The sequence below is a fragment of the Escherichia sp. WS1451 genome (assembly GCF_046487365.1).
GTDB lineage: Bacteria > Pseudomonadota > Gammaproteobacteria > Enterobacterales > Enterobacteriaceae > Escherichia > Escherichia coli.
The window spans coordinates 16,028-37,927 of record NZ_JBJQJP010000010.1; the positions used below are offsets into that span (position 1 = coordinate 16,028).

Genomic DNA, 21,900 nt, shown 5'->3' on the forward strand with positions numbered 1-21,900 from the left:
ATGCAATTTACGGTATACCGCAGTCGCGGCAGGAACGCCGCGTTTCCCTTTGTTATCGATGTTACCAGCGACATTATTGGTGAGATTAATCGCCGTATCGTTATTCCATTAACACCTATTGAACGATTTAGCCGTATTCGCCCACCAGAACGGCTTAATCCAATCCTTTTACTGATAGATGGCAAAGAATATGTGCTCATGACGCATGAGACTGCAACTGTTCCAGTTAACGCGCTGGGAACGAAATTTTGCGATGCCAGCGCGCACCGAACGTTGATTAAAGGAGCATTAGATTTTATGCTCGACGGGATTTAAGACGCGGCCGCCTCTCCCTCACCCATATCTTTATGCCGGTTCGACGGCTGGACAAAATACTGTTTATCTTCCCAGCGCAGGCAGGTTAATGTACCACCCCAGCAGCAGCCAGTATCCAGCGCGTAAATACCTTCCGGCGTACCTTTGCCTTCCAGCGATGCCCAGTGACCAAAGGCGATGCTGTATTCTTCAGCGACAGGGCCAGGAATCGCAAACCACGGTTTCAGTGGGGCAGGGGCCTCTTCCGGCGATTCTTTGCTGTACATATCCAGTTGACCGTTCGGGAAGCAAAAACGCATACGGGTAAAGGCGTTGGTGATAAACCGCAGTCTTCCCAGCCCCCGCAATTCCGGTGACCAGTTATTTGGCATATCGCCGTACATGGCATCAAGAAAGAAGGGATAGGAGTCACTCGACAGCACCGCTTCTACATCGCGCGCGCACTCTTTGGCGGTCTGCAGATCCCACTGCGGCGTGATCCCGGCGTGGGCCATCACCAACTTTTTCTCTTCGTCGATTTGCAGCAAAGGCTGGCGACGCAGCCAGTTAAGCAGCTCGTCGGCATCCGGCGCTTCCAGCAGCGGTGTCAGGCGATCTTTCGGTTTATTGCGGCTGATCCCGGCAAATACCGCCAGCAGATGCAGATCGTGATTACCCAGCACCAGACGTACGCTGTCGCCTAAGGATTTCACATAGCGCAGAACATCCAGCGAACCCGGGCCGCGCGCGACCAGATCGCCCGTCAGCCAGAGGGTATCTTTCCCAGGGGTAAATTCTACTTTATGCAGCAATGCGATCAGTTCATCGTAACAACCATGAACGTCGCCAATAAGGTATGTCGCCATATTCTTTTAATGAATGAGTGTGGGAACGGCGAGTCGGAATACGGGAATGTCGATGCTGAAAGGGACGCCATTTTCATCGATCATTTCGTAGTGACCCTGCATGGTGCCCAGCGGGGTTTCAATGATTGCACCGCTGGTGTACTGGTACTCTTCGCCAGGCGCGATAAGTGGCTGGACGCCAACCACTCCTTCGCCCTGGACTTCGGTTTCACGGCCATTGCCATTGGTGATCAGCCAGTAACGCCCCAACAACTGCACTGGCGCTCGCCCCAGATTGCGTATGGTTACGGTATAAGCAAAAACGTAACGTTCATTATCAGGTGAAGATTGTGCCTCAATGTAGACGCTTTGAACCTGAATACACACTCGGGGCGAATTGATCATCGTTAACTCTCCTGCAAAGGCGCGTTCTCCGCCAGATAGTTCGCCATCTGGCAATATTGCGCGACAGAGATATTTTCCGCTCGCATCGCCGGGTCGATCCCCATTCCGGTTAACACCTCGACGCTAAACAGGTTGCCGAGGCTGTTACGAATGGTTTTACGACGCTGGTTAAAGGCTTCGGTGGTGATGCGGCTCAACACGCGAACATCTTTAACCGGGTGAGGCATCGTTGCATGAGGGACCAGGCGCACGACGGCGGAATCCACTTTGGGTGGTGGTGTAAAGGCTGACGGCGGAACTTCCAGCACCGGGATCACGTTGCAATAGTATTGCGCCATGACGCTTAATCGACCATACGCTTTGCTGTTCGGTCCTGCAACCAGACGATTCACCACCTCTTTTTGCAACATAAAGTGCATGTCGGCAATGGCATCAGTATAGCTAAACAGATGGAACATCAACGGCGTGGAGATGTTATAAGGCAGGTTGCCGAAAACACGCAGCGGCTGACCCATTTTCTCGGCCAGTTCGCCAAAGTTAAAGGTCATCGCATCCTGCTGATAAATCGTCAGTTTCGGGCCTAAGAATGGATGCGTTTGCAGACGTGCCGCCAGATCGCGGTCAAGTTCGATGACCGTCAGCTGGTCCAGACGTTCACCGACCGGTTCGGTCAATGCCGCCAGACCGGGGCCGATTTCGACCATCGCCTGGCCCTTCTGCGGATTAATGGCAGAAACAATGCTGTCGATCACGAACTGATCGTTGAGAAAGTTTTGCCCGAAACGTTTACGGGCTAAGTGGCCCTGGTGGACTCGATTATTCATTGGGTGTTAACAATCATTTTGATGGCGAGATTAAGCGCCGTAATAAAACTGCCGACATCGGCTTTACCACGTCCCGCCAGTTCAAGCGCGGTGCCGTGGTCCACTGATGTGCGAATAAAGGGCAGGCCCAGCGTAATGTTCACACCGCGCCCGAAGCCCTGGTATTTTAGCACGGGAAGACCCTGATCGTGGTACATCGCCAGCACGGCGTCGGCGTTATCAAGATATTTCGGCTGAAACAGGGTATCGGCAGGCAGCGGCCCGTTGAGTTTCATCCCCTGCGCCCGCAGCTCGTCGAGCACCGGAATAATGGTGTCTATCTCTTCCGTACCCATATGACCGCCTTCGCCTGCGTGCGGATTCAGCCCGCAGACCAGAATGCGCGGTTCGGCAATACCAAATTTGGTCCGCAAATCGTGATGCAAAATAGCAATCACTTCGTGCAAAAGCGCAGGGGTGATAGCATCTGCGATATCGCGCAGCGGTAAATGCGTCGTTGCCAGCGCCACGCGAAGTTCTTCGGTCGCAAGCATCATCACCACTTTTTTCGCCTGCGAACGCTCTTCGAAAAACTCGGTATGACCGGTAAACGGAATGCCTGCGTCGTTAATGACGCCTTTATGCACGGGGCCTGTGATCAGCGCAGCAAATTCACCGTTCAGACAGCCATCACACGCTCGCGCCAGCGTTTCCACCACATAATGCCCATTTTCAACCGCTAACTGCCCCGCAGTGACAGATTCACGTAGCGCGACAGGAAGTAGCGTTAATGTGCCCGCAGTTTGCGGTTGTGCAGGGGAGTTGGGGGAATAAGGGCGGAGGGTGAGCGGCAAACCGAGCATCGCTGCCCGGTCGGTAAGAAGAGTGGCATCGGCACAAACAACCAGTTCGACTGGCCACTCACGCTGTGCAAGCTGGACAACTAAGTCCGGGCCAATCCCGGCGGGCTCGCCGGGAGTGATCACAACACGTTGGGTTTTAACCATTAGTTGCTCAGGATTTTAACGTAGGCGCTGGCACGTTGTTCCTGCATCCAGCTTGCTGCTTCTTCCGAGAACTTACGGTTCATCAGCATGCGGTACGCACGATCTTTCTGCGCCGCGTCGGTTTTATCGACATTACGGGTATCCAGCAGTTCGATTAAATGCCAGCCGAATGAAGAGTGAACCGGTGCACTCATTTGACCTTTGTTCAGGCGGGTCAGGGCGTCACGGAAGGCCGGATCGAAAATATCTGGTGTAGCCCAACCGAGATCACCGCCCTGGTTAGCAGAGCCTGGATCCTGAGAAAACTCTTTCGCTGCAGCGGCAAACGTAGTTTTACCGCTCTTGATATCTGCAGCAATTTGTTCCAGTTTCACACGGGCCTGTTCGTCAGTCATGATCGGCGACGGTTTCAGCAGAATATGGCGAGCATGAACTTCGGTCACCGAAATATTTTTGCTTTCGCCGCGCAGGTCGTTAACTTTCAGAATATGGAAGCCAACGCCGGAACGAATCGGGCCAACAATGTCGCCTTTCTTCGCGGTGCTTAATGCCTGGGCGAAGATCCCCGGCAACTCCTGAATACGGCCCCAGCCCATCTGGCCGCCGTTCAGCGCCTGCTGGTCGGCAGAATGAGCAATCGCCAGCTTACCGAAATCAGCGCCGTTACGCGCCTGATCGACAATGGCGCGCGCCTGGCTTTCCGCTTCGTTCACTTGATCAGAGGTCGGGTTTTCCGGCAGCGGGATCAGGATGTGGCTCAGGTTCAGCTCAGTGCTGGCGTCGTTTTGGTTACCCACCTGCTGCGCCAGGGATTCGACTTCCTGCGGCAGGATGGTGATGCGACGACGCACCTCGTTGTTACGCACTTCAGAGATAATCATCTCTTTGCGGATCTGGTTACGATAGGTGTTGTAGTTCAGACCATCGTAAGCCAGACGGCTGCGCATCTGATCCAGCGTCATGTTGTTCTGTTTCGCGATGTTAGCAATCGCCTGATCCAGCTGCTCATCGGAGATTTTCACTCCCATTTTCTGCCCCATCTGCAGGATGATTTGATCCATGATCAAACGTTCCATGATTTGGTGGCGCAGCGTCGCGTCATCAGGAAGTTGCTGCCTTGCCTGAGCAGCGTTCAGTTTTACCGACTGCATTAATCCATCAACGTCGCTTTCCAGCACGACGCCGTTATTGACGACGGCTGCGACTTTATCGACTACCTGGGGGGCAGCGAAACTGGTATTCGCGATCATGGCGATACCGAGAAGCAGCGTTTTCCAGTTCTTCATACTTTTTCCATTTCAATTAACCGCACTGCGGATTACGTGGTAAATCAACAAATCACAAAGTGTTTTGATACGGCAGAATGTTCGAACGCAGCATCTCTTGCGTACCCAGACCGTAGTTGGAGCTCAGGCCGCGAAGTTCGATGTTAAAGCCGATTGCGTTGTCATATACCGCATGTTGTTTATCGTTATCCCAACCGTTCAGCTTCCGCTCGTAACCGACGCGAATTGCATAGCAGCAGGAGCTGTATTGCACACCTAACATAGAGTCGGCTTGCTTGTTCGCATTGGTGTCGTAGTAGTAGGCCCCAACAATTGACCAACGATCGGCAATTGGCCAGCTGGCGACGGCACCTACCTGTGAAATACCATTCTTATATTGCTCAGCTGTGGAATAGTACTTAGGCAGCGTAGCCTGAATATATTCCGGGCTGGCGTAACGGTAATTCAGCTGTACCAGACGGTCTTCATCCCGACGGTATTCAATGCTGGAGTTACTGGTCGCTACGTTATCCAGACGTGTATCGTACTGAATCCCGCCACGCAATCCCCAACGCTCGGAGATACGCCAGTAAGTATCGCCTGCCCACACCAGTGAGCCCGTTTTGTCGTCATTCTCCCATGTTATGTTGTCATCGCCAGTGCGAGACTCCGTGAAATAGTAGATTTGACCAACGGAAATATTAAAACGTTCAACGGCAGCATCATCATATATGCGAGATGTGACACCGGTCGTCACCTGGTTAGCGGAGGCAATACGGTCAAGACCGCCGTAAGTCCGGTCCCGGAACAGGCCAGAGTAGTCAGATTGCAGCAGAGATGAGTCGTAGTTATAGATGTCGCTCTGATCGCGATACGGCACGTACAAATACTGCGCGCGCGGTTCCAACGTTTGGGTATAACCCGGAGCCAGCATTTCCATATCGCGTTGAAAGACCATTTTGCCGTCAACTTTGAATTGCGGCATTACGCGGTTAACGGATTCGTCCAGCTTGGTTGTGTTTCTGGAGTTATACCAGTCAAGATTAGTTTGCTGATAATGGGTTGCCAGCAACTTCGCTTCGGTATTGATGCTGCCCCAGTTATTAGAGAGCGGCAAATTGATGGTCGGTTCCAGGTGAACACGGGTTGCTTCAGGCATGTCGTCTCTGGTGTTAACAAAGTGCACTGCCTGACCGTAAATGCGTGTATCAAACGGACCAACATCATTCTGGTAGTAGTTAACGTCTAACTGCGGCTCTGCCGAGTAGCTACTGGGGTTCTGTTCGCTGAAGACCTGGAACTGCTTGGTTGAAACGGTGGCATTGAAGTTTTGCACTGCATAGCCAACGCTGAATTTTTGCGTTGCGTAGCCGTCAGTACTGGAACCGTACTTGTTATCGAAATCATTGAAGTAGCTAGGATCGCTGACCTTGGTGTAGTCGACGTTGAAACGCCACACCTGATCCATGACCCCGGAGTGGTTCCAGTAGAATAACCAACGACGTGAACTGTCATCGTTCGGGTGTTCATCTTCATAGACTTTATCTGAAGGCAGATAGTCCAGTTCCATCAAGCCAGCGCCCGCCTGGGAGAGGTAGCGGAATTCGTTCTCCCACATGATATTGCCACGACGATGCATATAATGCGGCGTGATGGTGGCATCCATATTTGGCGCGATGTTCCAGTAATATGGCAGGTAGAACTCAAAGTAGTTGGTGGTGGTGTACTTGGCGTTCGGGATCAAGAAACCAGAGCGACGTTTGTCACCCACCGGCAACTGCAAATAGGGGCTATAAAAGATCGGTACCGGACCCACCTTAAAGCGGGCGTTCCAGATCTCCGCAACTTGTTCTTCGCGGTCATGAATAATTTCGCTACCTACCACGCTCCATGTGTCAGAACCCGGCAGACAGGAGGTAAAGCTACCGTTATCCAGAATGGTATAGCGGTTTTCGCCACGTTGTTTCATCAGGTCCGCTTTACCGCGGCCCTGACGACCCACCATCTGGTAATCACCTTCCCAGACATTGGTATCTTTGGTGTTCAGATTCGCCCAGCCTTTCGGCCCTTTGAGGATCACCTGGTTATCGTCGTAATGGACATTACCGAGCGCATCAACGGTACGTACCGGCTCCGGTTGTCCTGGTGCCTCTTTTTGATGGAGCTGCACTTCGTCGGCCTGCAGACGGCTGTTACCCTGCATGATATCCACGCTGCCAGTAAACACGGCGTCATCCGGGTAGTCCCCTTTCGCGTGGTCAGCATTGATAGTCACGGGTAAGTCATTGGTATCGCCCTGTACCAGAGGACGGTCATAGCTTGGCACGCCCAACATGCACTGTGAGGCGAGGTCGGCTGCCAGTCCCTGTTGACTATAAAGGGCGGTGGCAATCATGGTGGCCAGGAGAGTGGGGATACGTTTTTTCATACGTTGATTTTATTGTTCCATCATCGGTAACGTTGCGCGTGACAAACGGTCAGAGACTAACGTACTCGTCATCTCTACGCTAGTGTTAATCCTGTCCGAATAGCGTCAGTGGTGTTAGGCACGGCATTGAATGACAGGTATGATAATGCAAATTATAGGCGATGTCCCACAATTGACCGCAGCCGGAAAACGGTAAAAGCACCTTTATATTGTGGGAGATAGCCCTGATATCCGTGTGTCGATTTGGGGAATATATGCAGTATTGGGGAAAAATCATTGGCGTGGCCGTGGCCTTACTGATGGGCGGCGGCTTTTGGGGCGTAGTGTTAGGCCTGTTAATTGGCCATATGTTTGATAAAGCCCGTAGCCGTAAAATGGCGTGGTTCGCCAACCAGCGTGAGCGTCAGGCGCTGTTTTTTGCCACCACTTTTGAAGTGATGGGCCATTTAACCAAATCCAAAGGTCGCGTCACGGAGGCTGATATTCATATCGCCAGCCAGTTGATGGACCGAATGAACCTTCATGGCGCTTCCCGTACTGCGGCGCAAAACGCGTTCCGGGTGGGAAAATCAGACAATTACCCGCTGCGCGAAAAGATGCGTCAGTTTCGCAGTGTCTGCTTTGGTCGTTTTGACTTAATTCGTATGTTTCTGGAGATCCAGATTCAGGCGGCGTTTGCTGATGGTTCACTGCACCCGAATGAACGGGCGGTGCTGTATGTCATTGCCGAAGAGTTAGGCATCTCCCGCGCCCAGTTTGACCAGTTTTTGCGCATGATGCAGGGCGGGGCGCAGTTTGGCGGCGGTTATCAGCAGCAATCTGGCGGTGGTAACTGGCAACAAACCCAGCGTGGCCCGACGCTGGAAGATGCCTGTAATGTGCTGGGCGTGAAGCCGACGGATGATGCGACCACCATCAAACGTGCCTACCGTAAGCTGATGAGTGAACACCATCCCGATAAGCTGGTGGCGAAAGGTTTGCCGCCTGAGATGATGGAGATGGCGAAGCAAAAAGCGCAGGAAATACAGCAGGCCTATGAGCTGATAAAGCAGCAGAAAGGGTTTAAATGACCCTGTAAATGATGCTGAGTAACTGCCCACGATTAAAGGTGGCCGCCCTGGCGGTCACTTCTTTGAGAAAAGGCGTTTACTCAGAATGGTGGACAGGCTCAATGCACGGTTTACGGGAGGGGTTCTGTTGGTTTTATCGCGTTGACCCTGCTTAAGGTTGAGAGCTTTACGACGAGCGGAATTATATTTTTACGTCTTAAAAATAAAAAACACATATCTGAATGAGCGATTTTTGAAAGTATATTTATTCAGAGTGCGCATGATGAGTTTTTAACTCAATGCGAGGCTATTACCATGAAAGTATCAGTTCCAGGCATGCCGGCTACACTTTTAAATATGAGCAATAACGATATTTATAAGATGGTGAGCGGGGACAAGATGGACGTGAAGATGAATATCTTTCAACGCTTGTGGGAGACGTTACGTCATCTGTTCTGGTCAGATAAACAGCCTGAGGCTTATAAACTTCTGTTCAATTTCGTGAATAACAAGGCTGGCAACATCAACGCCTCAGAATACTTTACTGGGGCTATCGACGAGAATGAGAGAGAAAAGTTTATCCATAGTCTGGAATTATTCAATAAACTCAAAACATGCGCAAAAAATCCGGATGAGATGGTCGCAAAGGGCAATATGCGCTGGGTCGCCCAGGCCTTCGGTGATATCGAGTTAAGTGTCACTTTTTTAATTGAAAATAATGAGATATGTACTCAGACGTTGCAGCTGTGCAAGGGCCTCGGTAGCTTGGGCGTTGATCTTAGAAAGGCTTACCTTCCCGGCGTTGACATGAGGAATTGTTACCTTGGTAAAAAAACAATAATAGATAAAAAAGCCCTTTACTTGGAACCTGGGTGGAATGCTAACCTGGACGGTGCTACCCTGGACGGTGCTATCCTGGACGGTGCTACCGTGGACGGTGCTACCCGCCTATATGCTGAGGTAATTATTATTAATAAAATCACCCCAAAAAAAATTGTTACTGAAGGAGTTGCTACTAAACAAAGTACTGCTGAAAAATTATTGCCAACGCAATTATTGAATGATCCAGAATAAGCTAAGGTTGAAGGGGCTGGAACGCCCCTTCAACCTTAGCAGTAGCGTGGGATGATTTCACAATTAGAAAGACCTGCATGATGAGCTAGAGAAGAGGCTGGTGACGCAAGGCGTCGTGCACGACGCGGATCACCGAGATGGGCATCGCCAACCAGACTGCTAATTAGCCCATGAATAACAATCAGAAAGGACCATAACAAACCCGATAAAATGAAATATTAGAGACGATCAACGGGTGAAAAAAAGTTCAAAAAATCGCAGTGGCGCAGAAAGGGAATTACCGAATGGAAAGCGTAGCCACACGCAACAACTGAAAGCAGTTTGGCAGAAAAAAAAATCCCCGGACTTGGGGATTTATGTACAAGAGGCAGCCCTTAGGATGAGGGTATAAACATACAGGAAAGGTTAAAAATCCGCTGGCGCTTTAAACGTCATACTATTGCCATACGCCGGATGGGTAATCGTCAGCATCTCTGCATGTAGCAACAAACGTGGTGCCATTGCTCTCGCTTCTGGTGATGCATAAAAACGATCGCCGAGAATCGGATGACCCAGCGCCAGCATATGCACACGCAACTGATGCGAACGCCCGGTAATCGGTTTTAACACCACTCTTGCCGTGTTATCCGCCGCATACTCCACCACTTCATATTCCGTCTGCGCAGGTTTACCTGTTTCGTAACAGACTTTCTGTTTCGGGCGGTTTGGCCAGTCGCAAATCAGCGGCAGATCTACCAGACCTTCCGCAGGGGATGGATGCCCCCAGACGCGGGCCACATACTGCTTTTTCGGCTCGCGCTCGCGGAACTGGCGTTTTAACTCCCGCTCCGCGGCTTTGGTCAGCGCCACTACAATCACACCGCTGGTAGCCATATCCAGACGATGCACCGATTCTGCCTGCGGATAATCACGCTGAATGCGCGTCATCACGCTGTCTTTGTGCTCTTCCAGACGACCCGGCACAGACAACAAACCGCTCGGCTTGTTGACCACCATAATGTGGTCATCCTGATACAGGATAACCAACCAGGGTTCCTGCGGTGGATTGTAGTTTTCCATCCCCATTTTCGGCTCCGTTACTGATGCGTCACAACGATCAAACGCAGGGCATCCAGACGCCAGCCTGCCTGATCCAGGCTTTCCATTACCTGCTGACGGTTGCTCTCAATGGCGGTCAGTTCGTCGTCACGAATGTTCGGGTTCACTGCGCGCAGCGCTTCCAGACGAGACAGCTCGGCAGACAGTTTTTCGTCGGCTTCGTTACGTGCGGCATCAATCAGTGCACGGGCAGATTTCTCGATCTGCGCTTCACCCAGCTGAAGGATAGCGTGAACATCCTGCTGCACGGCGTTAACCAGTTTGCTGCCGGTGTGACGGTTAACCGCGTTAAGCTGACGGTTAAAGGTTTCAAATTCTACCTGCGCCGCCAGGTTGTTGCCGTTTTTATCCAGCAGCATACGTACCGGCGTCGGTGGCAGGAAGCGGTTGAGCTGCAACTGCTTCGGAGCCTGGGCTTCAACGACATAAATCAGTTCCACCAACAGCGTACCTACCGGCAACGCTTTGTTTTTCAACAGTGAAATCGTGCTGCTACCAGTATCGCCAGAAAGGATCAGATCCAGACCGTTGCGGATCAGCGGATGCTCCCAGGTAATAAACTGCGCATCTTCACGCGCCAGCGCCACTTCACGGTCGAAGGTGATGGTGATGCCATCTTCCGACAGGCCAGGGAAGTCCGGCACCAGCATATGATCGGACGGCGTCAGCACGATCATGTTGTCGCCGCGATCGTCCTGATTGATACCGATGATATCGAACAGGTTCATAGCGAAGGCGATCAGGTTGGTATCGTCATCCTGCTCTTCAATGCTTTCTGCCAGTGCCTGGGCTTTTTCGCCACCGTTGGAATGGATTTCCAGCAGGCGGTCACGACCCTGCTCCAGCTGTGCTTTCAGCGCTTCGTGCTGCTCGCGGCAGTTTTTGATCAGATCATCAAAGCCTTCGGTCTCATCCGGCGAGGCCAGATAGTTAATCAAATCGTTGTACACGCTATCGTAGATAGTGCGTCCGGTCGGGCAGGTGTGCTCGAATGCATCCAGACCTTCGTGATACCAGCGCACTAGCACCGACTGAGCGGTTTTCTCCAGATAAGGCACATGGATCTGAATATCGTGCGCCTGGCCGATACGATCCAGACGACCAATACGCTGCTCCAGCAGATCCGGGTTGAATGGCAGGTCAAACATCACCATGTGGCTGGCGAACTGGAAGTTACGTCCTTCAGAACCGATTTCCGAGCACAGCAGTACCTGCGCACCGGTGTCTTCTTCAGCAAACCAGGCGGCAGCGCGGTCACGTTCAATAATCGACATACCTTCGTGGAATACCGCGGCGCGAATACCTTCACGTTCGCGCAGTACCTGCTCCAGTTGCAGCGCAGTGGCAGCTTTGGCACAGATCACCAGCACTTTCTGAGAGCGATGGCTGGTCAGGTAGCCCATCAGCCACTCAACGCGCGGATCGAAGTTCCACCAGGTGGCGTTATCACCTTCAAATTCCTGATAAATACGCTCCGGGTAGAGCATATCGCGAGCGCGGTCTTCCGCACTTTTGCGTGCGCCCATAATGCCGGAGACTTTAATAGCCGTCTGATACTGTGTCGGCAGCGGCAGCTTAATGGTGTGCAGCTCGCGTTTCGGGAAGCCTTTCACACCGTTACGCGTGTTACGGAACAGCACGCGGCTGGTGCCGTGGCGATCCATCAGCATCGAAACCAGCTCCTGACGGGCGCTCTGTGCATCTTCGCTGTCGCTGTTTGCTGCTTGCAACAGCGGCTCGATATCCTGCTCGCCGATCATCTCACCGAGCATGTTCAGTTCATCATTGCTCAGTTTGTTACCTGCCAGCAGCATGGCAACGGCGTCCGCAACCGGACGATAATTTTTCTGCTCTTCAACGAATTGCGCAAAATCGTGGAAACGGTTCGGGTCCAGCAGACGCAGACGGGCGAAGTGGCTTTCCATCCCCAGTTGTTCCGGGGTTGCGGTCAGCAGCAGAACGCCCGGCACGTGCTCTGCCAGTTGTTCAATGGCCTGATATTCGCGGCTCGGCGCATCTTCGCTCCACACCAGGTGATGCGCTTCATCGACCACCAGCAGGTCCCACTCGGCTTCACAGAGATGTTCCAGACGCTGTTTGCTACGACGGGCAAAATCCAGCGAGCAAATCACCAGCTGTTCGGTGTCGAACGGGTTGTAAGCATCGTGCTGAGCTTCGGCATAACGCTCATCATCAAACAGAGCAAAGCGCAGGTTGAAACGGCGCAGCATTTCTACCAGCCACTGATGCTGTAAGGTTTCCGGGACGATAATCAGCACACGTTCAGCAGCGCCAGAGAGCAGTTGCTGATGCAGGATCATCCCGGCTTCAATGGTTTTCCCTAAACCCACTTCGTCAGCCAACAGGACGCGCGGCGCGTGGCGGCGACCAACATCATGAGCGATGTTGAGCTGGTGGGGGATCAGGCTGGTACGCTGACCGCGCAGGCCGCTGTACGGCATACGGAACTGTTCGCTGGAATACTTACGCGCGCGATAACGCAGCGCAAAGCGGTCCATACGGTCAATCTGCCCGGCAAACAGACGGTCCTGCGGTTTGCTGAACACCAGTTTGCTATCAAGGAAAACTTCACGCAGGGCTACGCCGGACTCTTCAGTATCCAGGCGAGTACCGATATAGGTCAGCAAGCCATTTTCTTCTTTTACTTCTTCGACTTGCATCTGCCAGCCGTCATGGCTGGTAATGGTATCACCAGGGTTGAACATCACGCGGGTCACGGGGGAATCACTGCGTGCGTACAGACGGTTTTCACCAGTAGATGGGAAAAGTAAAGTGACAGTTCGCGCATCCACCGCGACAACGGTTCCAAGTCCCAATTCGCTTTCTGTATCGCTGATCCAGCGTTGACCAAGTGTAAAAGGCATATGTGTTCGGCTCTATATCTTTAATTGCAGGCAATAACCACCCGCTACCGTGCTTATGAGGTAGTGGTGTTATTCAGGTCCAGGAATGGAAAGGGCGCTATGGTACTGGATGGCAAAGCATTCGTCACGCATCAAAATGGTATCTGGCGAACTCTTTTTTTGCTCAAAATAGCCCAAGTTGCCCGGTCATAAGTGTAGCAAAATTATCCTCAATAAAAGGGAGTATTCCCTCCGCCACGGGTTGTAGCTGGCGGGTCAGATAGTGTTCGTAATCCAGCGGTGAACGTTGATAGTCCAGCGGCTCCGGGCCGTTGGTGGTCCATACGTACTTAATGGTGCCGCGGTTCTGATATTGCAAGGGGCGACCGCGCTTTTGATTTTCTTCATCGGCAAGGCGAGCGGCGCGTACATGAGGCGGAACATTACGCTGATATTCGCTCAGCGGACGGCGAAGGCGTTTTCGGTAAACCAGCCGCGCATCCAGTTCACCCGCCATCAGTTTGTCGATGGTTTCGCGGACGTACTCCTGATATGGCTCGTTGCGGAAGATACGCAGGTACAGCTCCTGCTGAAACTGCTGGGCCAGCGGCGTCCAGTCGGTGCGCACGGTTTCCAGCCCTTTAAACACCATCCGCTGTTTATCGCCCTCCTGAATCAGCCCGGCATAGCGCTTTTTGCTGCCCGTATCGGCTCCACGAATGGTTGGCATCAGAAAACGGCAGAAATGGGTTTCATACTCCAGTTCCAGTGCGCTGGTCAGCCGTTGTTTTTGCAGCGTTTCCGCCCACCAGGCGTTAACGTGCTGCACCAGTGCACGACCAATTTTCGCCGCTTCTTCTTCCGAATGTGCGCCTTTCAACCAGACAAACGTTGAGTCGGTATCGCCGTAGATCACGTCGTAGCCCTGCGCTTCAATCAACGCTTTGGTTTGCCGCATGATCTGATGACCACGCATGGTGATCGACGACGCCAGGCGCGGATCGAAGAAGCGGCAGGCGGTGGTGCCAAGCACGCCATAAAAGGCATTCATAATGATCTTCAGCGCCTGCGAAAGTGGCTTATTACCCTGACGTTTGGCTTCATCGCGCCCGTGCCAGATGTTAGTCACAATCTCCGGCAGGCAATGTTTCTCCCGTGAGAACCAGGCATCGAGAAAACCTTCGGTGCTGTGCTCTGGATCAGGCTGCGCCATGCCTTCCACCAGCCCGACGGGATCAATCAGAAAGGTGCGGATGATCGACGGGTACAGGCTTTTGTAGTCCAGCACCAGCACCGAATCATAAAGTCCTGGCCGCGAATCCATCACATAGCCGCCAGGGCTGGCGTGTGGCGGCACTTCGCCGAGATTGGGCGCGACATAACCAGCGCGATGCATACGGGGAAAATAGAGATGACCAAACGCTGCCACCGAACCGCCGTGTCGATCTACCGGCAGGCCGTTCACCGTCGCCCGTTCGAGCAAAAACGGCATGATTTCAGTTTTGTGGAAGATCTGCGTCACCAGCTCGCAATCTTTCAGGTTATAAGTTGCCAGCGCAGGCTTATCTTCGGCGAAACGGCGGTCAATTTCGTCCATTCGATCCCACGGGTTATCGATAGATTTTCCTTCGCCTAATAACTCCTGAGCGACGGTTTCCAACGAGAATGAAGAGAAATTCCAGAACGCGGATTTCAGTGCCTCGATACCGTCGATAATTAGCCGACCTTTAACCTGAGCAAAAAACACACCGTTTTTAAAGCCGTGCTCGCGCCACTCCAGCTCGCTGTTATCACGCCCCAGACGCAGCGGAATACGGTAACGCTCGGCATGTTTTTGCAGCATTCGCAGATCAAACTGCACCACGTTCCAACCGATGATCACATCAGGATCGTAGTTGGCAAACCAGGCGTTAAGTTTTTCCAGTAGCTGCGGGCGGCTGGCGACGTATTCCAGTTCGAAATCGAGCGCGGAGGCGTCGCCATTCTCTGGCCCCAGCATATAAACGATGCGCTGCCCGCAACCTTCCAGGCCGATGCAGTACAGCTCACCGTGGCGGGTGGTTTCAATATCAATAGAAACCCACTTGAGCGGCGGACGATAGTCGGGATGCGGTTTCAGACGGGCATTAACGATAGCGTCATTGCGTATATCACCCTCGACCCACACCGGTGAGGTGATAAACCGCTCCATCAGATAGCGTTCTGGCGGGCGCACATCGGCCTCGTAGACGGTAACGCCACCTTCACGCAGGCGCTTTTCGTAATTCATCAACTGGCGATGGGCGCGACAGTAAAGGCCATACACCGGCTGGCGATGAAAATCCTTTAACGCCAGCGGCGTCAGGCGAAAGCCTTGCTCACCCTGCAAAATATGCTGGGCGCGGGGAACCTGATCGGCGGGAATAAACGCCACGGACTCTTGCGGCGCAAGCGTAACCTGCAACGGCCCGTTGTCCGTCGCTAACCAAAAGGAAACTTCGGTTCCTTGCGGGGTATCCCGCCAGTGTCGGGTTAAGATAAAACCTGCCTGCGCCACGCTGAAAATCCAATAAAAAACCAGGCTTGATTATAGCCTGGTTTCGTTTGATTGGCTGTGGTTTTATACAGTCATTACTGCCCGTAATATGCCTTCGCACCATGCTTACGCAGATAGTGTTTATCCAGCAGCGTTTGCTGCATATCCGGTAACTGCGGCGCTAACTGACGGCAGAATATCCCCATATAAGCGACCTCTTCCAGCACGATGGCGTTATGCACTGCATCTTCGGCATTTTTGCCCCATGCAAATGGGCCGTGAGAATGGACCAGGACGCCGGGCATTTGCGCCGCATCGATACCCTGTTTTTCGAAGGTTTCTACGATGACGTTACCGGTTTCCCACTCATATTCACCGTTGATTTCTGCGTCGGTCATTTTGCGGGTGCAGGGAATGGTGCCGTAGAAATAGTCGGCGTGGGTGGTACCGGTTGCTGGAATCGACTGACCCGCCTGCGCCCAGATGGTGGCGTGGCGCGAGTGTGTGTGCACAATGCCGCCAATGGACGGGAATGCCTGATAGAGCAGCCGGTGAGTTGGCGTGTCGGAGGAGGGCTTTTTCGTTCCTTCAACCACTTCACCGGTTTCGATGCTGACCACGACCATATCGTCAGCGGTCATGACGTTGTAATCGACGCCGGAAGGTTTGATCACCAAGACGCCGCGCTCGCGATCAACGGCGCTGACGTTGCCCCATGTGAGCGTGACCAGGTTATGTTTTGGCAGCGCCAGGTTGGCTTCTAATACCTGGCGTTTGAGATCTTCTAACATGTTGACTCCTTCGTGCCGGATGCGCTTTGCTTATCCGGCCTACAAAATCGCAGCGTGTAGGCCTGATAAGACGCGTCAGCGTCGCATCAGGCGTTACACACCTGATGCGGCTACTTAGCGACGAAATCCGTAATACACTTCGTTCCAGCGCAGCGCGTCTTTAAACGCTGGCAGGCGGGTATCGTTATCAATCACTGTGATTTCAATGTCGTGCATCTCGGCGAACTGGCGCATATCGTTGAGGTTCAGCGCATAGCTGAAAACGGTATGGTGCGCGCCACCAGCGAGGATCCACGCTTCGGAAGCAGTTGGCAGATCCGGTTGCGCTTTCCACAGCGCATTCGCCACCGGCAGTTTCGGCAGGGAGTGCGGTGTTTTCACAGTGTCGATGCAGTTAACCAGCAGACGGTAACGATCGCCGAGATCAATCAGACTGGCGACAATGGCCGGACCGGTTTGAGTGTTGAAGATCAGGCGGGCAGGATCGTCTTTACCGCCAATACCGAGGTGTTGAACGTCGAGGATCGGTTTCTCTTCTACGGCGATCGACGGACAGACTTCCAGCATATGGGAGCCGAGCACCAGGTCATTACCTTTTTCGAAGTGGTAAGTGTAGTCCTCCATAAAGGAGGTGCCGCCCTGCAGACCGGTTGACATCACCTTCATGATGCGAAGCAGGGCGGCAGTTTTCCAGTCGCCTTCGCCCGCAAAGCCGTAGCCCTGCTGCATCAGACGCTGTACGGCCAGACCAGGAAGCTGCTTCAGACCGTGCAAATCTTCAAAGGTGGTGGTGAACGCGTGGAAGCCACCTTGTTCCAGGAAACGCTTCATCCCCAGCTCAATACGCGCCGCTTCCAGCACGTTCTGTCGTTTTTCGCCGTGGATTTGTGTCGCAGGCGTCATGGTGTAGCAGCTTTCGTACTCATCGACCAGCGCGTTAACATCGCCATCGCTGATGGAGTTCACTACCTGCACCAGATCGCCAACCGCCCAGGTATTGACGGAGAAACCGAACTTGATCTGTGCGGCAACTTTATCGCCATCGGTGACCGCCACTTCACGCATGTTATCGCCAAAACGGCAGACTTTCAGATGACGGGTATCCTGTTTAGATACCGCCTGACGCATCCAGGAGCCGATACGCTCATGTGCTTGTTTATCCTGCCAGTGACCGGTAACAACGGCATGTTGCTGACGCATACGCGCGCCGATGAAGCCGAACTCGCGACCGCCATGCGCGGTCTGGTTCAGGTTCATAAAGTCCATGTCGATGCTGTCCCACGGCAGCGCCGCGTTGAACTGGGTGTGGAATTGCAGCAACGGTTTGTTGAGCATGGTCAGGCCGTTGATCCACATTTTGGCCGGGGAGAAGGTGTGCAGCCACACCACCAGACCAGCGCAACGATCGTCGTAATTCGCGTCACGGCAAATAGCGGTGATTTCATCCGGCGTGGTGCCCAGCGGTTTCAGCACCAGTTTGCAGGGCAGTTTCGCTTCCGTATTCAGCGCATTAACGACGTGCTCGGCATGTTGGGTGACCTGACGCAGGGTTTCCGGGCCATACAGATGCTGGCTGCCAATTACAAACCACACTTCATAATTATCAAAAATCGTCATTGTCGTGTCCTTATAGAGTCGGAACGGCCTGGGCAGCCTGTGCCGGGGCGGAAGTTGGAAGATAGTGTTGTTCGGCGCTCATCGCCCATTGCTGATAGCGGCGATAAAGCTGTTCAAAGCGTTGTGCCTGTTCGCTGCGCGGTTGCAGGGTTTTCTCTACCGCACTGGCCATTTTTTGCTGGGCTGATGGGATGTCTGCGTGCACTTTCGCGGCGACGGCAGCAAAAATCGCCGCACCGAGCGCACAGCACTGGTCAGAGGCAACAATTTGCAGTGGGCGATTCAGCACGTCGCAGCACGCCTGCATAATGACCTGGTTTTTCCGCGCGATGCCGCCCAGCGCCATTACGTTATTGACGGCGATCCCCTGATCGGTAAAGCACTCCATGATTGCGCGTGCGCCAAAGGCGGTGGCAGCAATCAAACCGCCGAACAGCAGCGGAGCGTCGGTAGCGAGGTTCAGATCGGTAATCACTCCTTTCAGGCGTTGGTTAGCGTTTGGCGTGCGGCGACCGTTAAACCAGTCGAGCACCACCGGCAGGTGATCCAGAGACGGATTTTTGGCCCATGCTTCGGTCAGCGCCGGAAGCAGTTGTTTCTGGCTGGCGTTGATTTGCTCTTTCAGTTCCGGATGCTGGGCGGCAAGCTGTTCCAGCGGCCAGCCGAGTACGCGACCGAACCAGGCGTAGATATCGCCAAACGCCGATTGGCCTGCTTCCAGACCGATAAATCCAGGCACCACGCTGCCATCAACCTGACCGCAAATACCTTTCACTGCCCGCTCGCCAACGCTCTGTTTGTCGGCAATCAGAATGTCGCAGGTGGAAGTACCGATAACTTTTACCAGTGCGTTAGGCTGTGCGCCTGCACCAACTGCGCCCATATGGCAGTCAAACGCGCCGCCGGAAATCACCACGCTTTCAGGCAGGCCGAGACGCTGTGCCCATTCCGGGCATAAGGTGCCCACCGGAATATCGGCAGTCCAGGTATCAGTGAACAGCGGGGAAGGCAAATGGCGATTGAGGATCGGGTCCAGCTCATCAAAGAAACTGGCTGGCGGCAGGCCGCCCCAGCTTTCGTGCCACAGAGACTTATGTCCGGCGCTGCAACGTCCGCGACGAATATCCTGCGGGCGGGTGGTACCGGAAAGCAGAGCTGGCACCCAGTCGCACAGCTCAATCCACGATGCGGCAGATTGCGCCACGGCGCTGTCCTGGCGAGTCACATGCAGGATTTTTGCCCAGAACCATTCGCTGGAATAAATACCGCCAATATAGCGGGAGTAGTCAACGTTGCCCGGCGTGTGACATAAGCGGGTTATCTCTTCCGCTTCTTCAACCGCGGTGTGGTCTTTCCACAATACGAACATCGCGTTCGGGTTTTCGGCAAACTCCGGGCGCAGCGCCAGGACGTTACCGTCCGCGTCAATCGGTGCGGGCGTCGAGCCGGTTGTGTCAACGCCAATCCCGACCACAGCTGCGCGCTGCTCGGCGCTAAGCTCTGCAAGCACGGTTTTCAGCGCCGCTTCCATTGACTCAATGTAGTCACGCGGATGATGACGGAACTGGTTATTTGGGGCATCACAAAATTGCCCTTTCTGCCAACGGGGATACCACTCTACGCTGGTGGCGATCTCTTCACCGGTGGCGCAGTCCACCGCCAAAGCTCGCACAGAATCACTGCCAAAATCGAGGCCAATTGCAATCGCCATCGTTTCACTCCATCCAAAAAAACGGGTATGGAGAAACAGTAGAGAGTTGCGAAAAAAAGCGTCAGGTAGGATCCGCTAATCTTATGGATAAAAATGCTATGGCATAGCAAAGTGTGACGCCGTGCAAATAATCAATGTGGACTTTTCTGCCGTGATTATAGACACTTTTGTTACGCGTTTTTGTCATGGCTTTGGTCCCGCTTTGTTACAGAATGCTTTTAATAAGCGGGGTTACCGGTTGGATTAGCGAGAAGAGCCAGTAAAAGACGCGGTGACGGCAATGTCTGATGCAATATGGACAATTGGTTTCTTCTCTGAATGGCGGGAGTATGAAAAGTATGGCTGAAGCGCAAAATGATCCCCTGCTGCCGGGATACTCGTTTAACGCCCATCTGGTGGCGGGTTTAACGCCGATTGAGGCCAACGGTTATCTCGATTTTTTTATCGACCGACCACTGGGAATGAAGGGTTATATTCTCAATCTCACCATACGCGGCCAGGGGGTGGTGAAAAATCAGGGACGAGAATTTGTCTGCCGACCGGGTGATATTTTGCTGTTCCCGCCAGGAGAGATTCATCACTACGGTCGTCATCCGGAGGCTCGCGAATGGTATCACCAGTGGGTTTACTTTCGTCCGCGCGCCTACTGGCATGAATGGCTTAACTGGCCGTCAATATTTGCCAATACGGGTTTCTTTCGCCCGGATGAAGCGCACCAGCCGCATTTCAGCGACCTGTTTGGGCAAATCATTAACGCCGGGCAAGGGGAAGGGCGCTATTCGGAGCTGCTGGCGATAAATCTGCTTGAGCAATTGTTACTGCGGCGCATGGAAGCGATTAACGAGTCGCTCCATCCACCGATGGATAATCGGGTACGCGAGGCTTGTCAGTACATCAGCGATCATCTCGCAGACAGCAATTTTGATATCGCCAGCGTCGCACAGCATGTTTGCTTGTCGCCGTCGCGTCTGTCACATCTTTTCCGCCAGCAGTTAGGGATTAGCGTCTTAAGCTGGCGCGAGGACCAACGCATTAGTCAGGCGAAGCTGCTTTTGAGCACCACCCGGATGCCTATCGCTACCGTCGGTCGCAATGTTGGTTTTGACGATCAACTCTATTTCTCGCGAGTATTTAAAAAATGCACCGGGGCCAGCCCAAGTGAATTCCGTGCCGGTTGTGAAGAAAAAGTGAATGATGTAGCCGTCAAGTTGTCATAATTGGTAACGAATCAGACAATTGACGGCTTGACGGAGTAGCATAGGGTTTGCAGAATCCCTGCTTCGTCCATTTGACAGGCACATTATGCAAGCATTGCTGGAACACTTTATTACCCAATCCACCGTGTATTCATTGATGGCGGTGGTGTTGGTGGCCTTTCTGGAGTCGCTGGCGCTGGTCGGTTTGATTTTACCCGGTACGGTGCTAATGGCGGGACTGGGGGCGCTGATTGGCAGTGGCGAGTTAAGTTTCTGGCACGCCTGGCTGGCAGGGATCGTCGGTTGCCTGCTGGGCGACTGGATCTCTTTCTGGCTGGGCTGGCGTTTTAAAAAGCCATTGCATCGCTGGTCATTTCTGAAGAAAAACAAAGCATTACTCGATAAAACTGAACATGCGTTGCATCAACACAGCATGTTCACCATTCTGGTCGGTCGCTTTGTTGGCCCGACGCGTCCGCTGGTGCCAATGGTGGCGGGAATGCTGGATCTCCCGGTGGCAAAATTTATTACGCCGAATATTATCGGCTGCCTGCTGTGGCCACCGTTTTACTTCCTGCCGGGGATTCTGGCGGGTGCGGCGATCGATATTCCTGCCGGGATGCAGAGTGGTGAGTTTAAATGGTTGCTGCTGGCGACGGCGGTATTTTTGTGGGTTGGGGGCTGGCTGTGCTGGCGGTTATGGCGCAGCGGTAAAGCGACTGACCGTTTGAGTCATTATTTGTCGCGCGGTCGTTTGTTGTGGCTGACGCCGTTGATTTCTGCCATCGGCGTGGTGGCGCTGGTGGTGTTAATTCGCCACCCGTTGATGCCGGTGTATATCGATATTTTGCGTAAAGTGGTTGGGGTTTAGGAGATAGTTTGCACCGGCGCTGGTTTGTTCCCCTCACCCTAACCCTCTCCCCGGAGGGGCGAGGGGG

17 protein-coding genes and 1 pseudogene are annotated in these 21,900 nt (G+C 53.3%); 5 read left to right on the plus strand and 13 right to left on the minus strand.

Going from position 1 to position 21,900, the window contains the following annotated elements:
• A complete protein-coding gene (locus tag ACJHX7_RS14000) occupies positions 1-315 on the plus strand; it encodes a CcdB family protein (RefSeq protein ID WP_001160965.1) in 315 nt (104 codons plus the stop codon).
• Here ACJHX7_RS14000 and apaH read toward each other — a convergent pair.
• The 6 genes from apaH to lptD are packed head-to-tail and all read right to left on the minus strand — an operon-like array spanning position 312 to position 7,047.
• Positions 312-1,160: a bis(5'-nucleosyl)-tetraphosphatase (symmetrical) ApaH gene (apaH, locus tag ACJHX7_RS14005; protein ID WP_000257195.1), complete on the minus strand. Its 849-nt coding sequence runs from the start codon at positions 1,158-1,160 to the stop codon at positions 312-314. The two genes, ACJHX7_RS14000 and apaH, sit on opposite strands and share 4 nt — an antisense overlap.
• Positions 1,161-1,166: 6 nt before the next feature.
• Positions 1,167-1,544, minus strand: coding sequence for a Co2+/Mg2+ efflux protein ApaG (apaG, locus tag ACJHX7_RS14010; protein ID WP_000610901.1), 378 nt, complete (start codon positions 1,542-1,544; stop codon positions 1,167-1,169).
• Between the two features lie 2 nt (positions 1,545-1,546).
• The gene (rsmA, locus tag ACJHX7_RS14015) at positions 1,547-2,368 is read right to left on the minus strand and encodes a 16S rRNA (adenine(1518)-N(6)/adenine(1519)-N(6))-dimethyltransferase RsmA (protein ID WP_001065381.1); all 822 of its coding nucleotides are present in this window, start codon (positions 2,366-2,368) and stop codon (positions 1,547-1,549) included.
• Positions 2,365-3,354: a 4-hydroxythreonine-4-phosphate dehydrogenase PdxA gene (gene pdxA, locus ACJHX7_RS14020; RefSeq protein WP_000241247.1), complete on the minus strand. Its 990-nt coding sequence runs from the start codon at positions 3,352-3,354 to the stop codon at positions 2,365-2,367. Before pdxA ends, rsmA begins: the two co-directional genes overlap by 4 nt.
• Entirely contained in the window at positions 3,354-4,640 is a 1,287-nt protein-coding gene (gene surA, locus ACJHX7_RS14025) for a peptidylprolyl isomerase SurA (RefSeq protein ID WP_000800457.1), read from the minus strand. Before surA ends, pdxA begins: the two co-directional genes overlap by 1 nt.
• Positions 4,641-4,692: 52 nt before the next feature.
• Positions 4,693-7,047 (minus strand): LPS assembly protein LptD, encoded by a 2,355-nt coding sequence (gene lptD, locus ACJHX7_RS14030; protein ID WP_410231636.1) that lies wholly within the window; start codon positions 7,045-7,047, stop codon positions 4,693-4,695.
• 254 nt (positions 7,048-7,301) lie between these two features.
• On the opposite strand from lptD, the gene djlA reads away from it, so the two are divergent.
• Together djlA and espY1 are read left to right on the plus strand one after the other, a co-directional pair.
• Positions 7,302-8,117 (plus strand): co-chaperone DjlA, encoded by an 816-nt coding sequence (gene djlA / locus ACJHX7_RS14035; protein ID WP_001200576.1) that lies wholly within the window; start codon positions 7,302-7,304, stop codon positions 8,115-8,117.
• Between the two features lie 294 nt (positions 8,118-8,411).
• Positions 8,412-9,170 carry a T3SS effector EspY1 gene (espY1, locus tag ACJHX7_RS14040; protein ID WP_022645166.1) on the plus strand — a complete coding sequence of 253 codons (759 nt, stop codon included), beginning with the start codon at positions 8,412-8,414 and terminating at the stop codon, positions 9,168-9,170.
• A 16-nt stretch (positions 9,171-9,186) separates the two neighbouring features.
• On the opposite strand, the pseudogene ACJHX7_RS14045 reads toward espY1, so the two are convergent.
• From ACJHX7_RS14045 to araB, 7 genes and pseudogenes are all read right to left on the minus strand, one after another.
• Positions 9,187-9,365 (minus strand): annotated as a pseudogene (locus ACJHX7_RS14045) (transposase DNA-binding-containing protein); the annotation flags it as partial.
• Positions 9,366-9,575: 210 nt separating this feature from the next.
• Positions 9,576-10,235 carry a bifunctional tRNA pseudouridine(32) synthase/23S rRNA pseudouridine(746) synthase RluA gene (gene rluA / locus ACJHX7_RS14050; protein WP_000525176.1) on the minus strand — a complete coding sequence of 220 codons (660 nt, stop codon included), beginning with the start codon at positions 10,233-10,235 and terminating at the stop codon, positions 9,576-9,578.
• Between the two features lie 11 nt (positions 10,236-10,246).
• On the minus strand, positions 10,247-13,153 hold the full coding sequence (rapA, locus tag ACJHX7_RS14055; protein WP_001117001.1) for an RNA polymerase-associated protein RapA: 2,907 nt from the start codon (positions 13,151-13,153) through the stop codon (positions 10,247-10,249).
• Positions 13,154-13,316: 163 nt separating this feature from the next.
• Positions 13,317-15,668: a DNA polymerase II gene (gene polB / locus ACJHX7_RS14060; RefSeq protein WP_000035635.1), complete on the minus strand. Its 2,352-nt coding sequence runs from the start codon at positions 15,666-15,668 to the stop codon at positions 13,317-13,319.
• 74 nt (positions 15,669-15,742) lie between these two features.
• Entirely contained in the window at positions 15,743-16,438 is a 696-nt protein-coding gene (gene araD, locus ACJHX7_RS14065) for an L-ribulose-5-phosphate 4-epimerase (RefSeq protein WP_000888679.1), read from the minus strand.
• Positions 16,439-16,552: 114 nt separating this feature from the next.
• Positions 16,553-18,055, minus strand: coding sequence for an L-arabinose isomerase (gene araA / locus ACJHX7_RS14070; RefSeq protein ID WP_410231637.1), 1,503 nt, complete (start codon positions 18,053-18,055; stop codon positions 16,553-16,555).
• Between the two features lie 10 nt (positions 18,056-18,065).
• Positions 18,066-19,766 (minus strand): ribulokinase, encoded by a 1,701-nt coding sequence (gene araB / locus ACJHX7_RS14075; RefSeq protein ID WP_000951845.1) that lies wholly within the window; start codon positions 19,764-19,766, stop codon positions 18,066-18,068.
• Between the two features lie 338 nt (positions 19,767-20,104).
• Here araB and araC point away from each other — a divergent pair, with 338 nt between their 5' ends.
• Positions 20,105-20,983, plus strand: coding sequence for an arabinose operon transcriptional regulator AraC (araC, locus tag ACJHX7_RS14080; protein ID WP_001300811.1), 879 nt, complete (start codon positions 20,105-20,107; stop codon positions 20,981-20,983).
• Between the two features lie 85 nt (positions 20,984-21,068).
• Entirely contained in the window at positions 21,069-21,833 is a 765-nt protein-coding gene (locus tag ACJHX7_RS14085; protein ID WP_001148403.1) for a DedA family protein, read from the plus strand.
• The last annotated feature ends 67 nt before the right edge of the window (positions 21,834-21,900 follow it).

Excerpts from the sequence above, each read along its gene's own strand:
- espY1 (WP_022645166.1), top strand. The coding sequence starts at position 8,412 with ATGAAAGTATCAGTTCCAGGCATGCCGGCTACACTTTTAAATATGAGC.
- apaH (WP_000257195.1), bottom strand. The coding sequence starts at position 1,160 with ATGGCGACATACCTTATTGGCGACGTTCATGGTTGTTACGATGAACTG.
- surA (WP_000800457.1), bottom strand. The coding sequence starts at position 4,640 with ATGAAGAACTGGAAAACGCTGCTTCTCGGTATCGCCATGATCGCGAAT.
- rluA (WP_000525176.1), bottom strand. The coding sequence starts at position 10,235 with ATGGGGATGGAAAACTACAATCCACCGCAGGAACCCTGGTTGGTTATC.
- rapA (WP_001117001.1), bottom strand. The coding sequence starts at position 13,153 with ATGCCTTTTACACTTGGTCAACGCTGGATCAGCGATACAGAAAGCGAA.
- apaG (WP_000610901.1), bottom strand. The coding sequence starts at position 1,544 with ATGATCAATTCGCCCCGAGTGTGTATTCAGGTTCAAAGCGTCTACATT.
- araC (WP_001300811.1), top strand. The coding sequence starts at position 20,105 with ATGGCTGAAGCGCAAAATGATCCCCTGCTGCCGGGATACTCGTTTAAC.
- rsmA (WP_001065381.1), bottom strand. The coding sequence starts at position 2,368 with ATGAATAATCGAGTCCACCAGGGCCACTTAGCCCGTAAACGTTTCGGG.
- araA (WP_410231637.1), bottom strand. The coding sequence starts at position 18,055 with ATGACGATTTTTGATAATTATGAAGTGTGGTTTGTAATTGGCAGCCAG.
- ACJHX7_RS14085 (WP_001148403.1), top strand. The coding sequence starts at position 21,069 with ATGCAAGCATTGCTGGAACACTTTATTACCCAATCCACCGTGTATTCA.
- lptD (WP_410231636.1), bottom strand. The coding sequence starts at position 7,047 with ATGAAAAAACGTATCCCCACTCTCCTGGCCACCATGATTGCCACCGCC.
- ACJHX7_RS14000 (WP_001160965.1), top strand. The coding sequence starts at position 1 with ATGCAATTTACGGTATACCGCAGTCGCGGCAGGAACGCCGCGTTTCCC.
- araD (WP_000888679.1), bottom strand. The coding sequence starts at position 16,438 with ATGTTAGAAGATCTCAAACGCCAGGTATTAGAAGCCAACCTGGCGCTG.
- pdxA (WP_000241247.1), bottom strand. The coding sequence starts at position 3,354 with ATGGTTAAAACCCAACGTGTTGTGATCACTCCCGGCGAGCCCGCCGGG.
- araB (WP_000951845.1), bottom strand. The coding sequence starts at position 19,766 with ATGGCGATTGCAATTGGCCTCGATTTTGGCAGTGATTCTGTGCGAGCT.
- djlA (WP_001200576.1), top strand. The coding sequence starts at position 7,302 with ATGCAGTATTGGGGAAAAATCATTGGCGTGGCCGTGGCCTTACTGATG.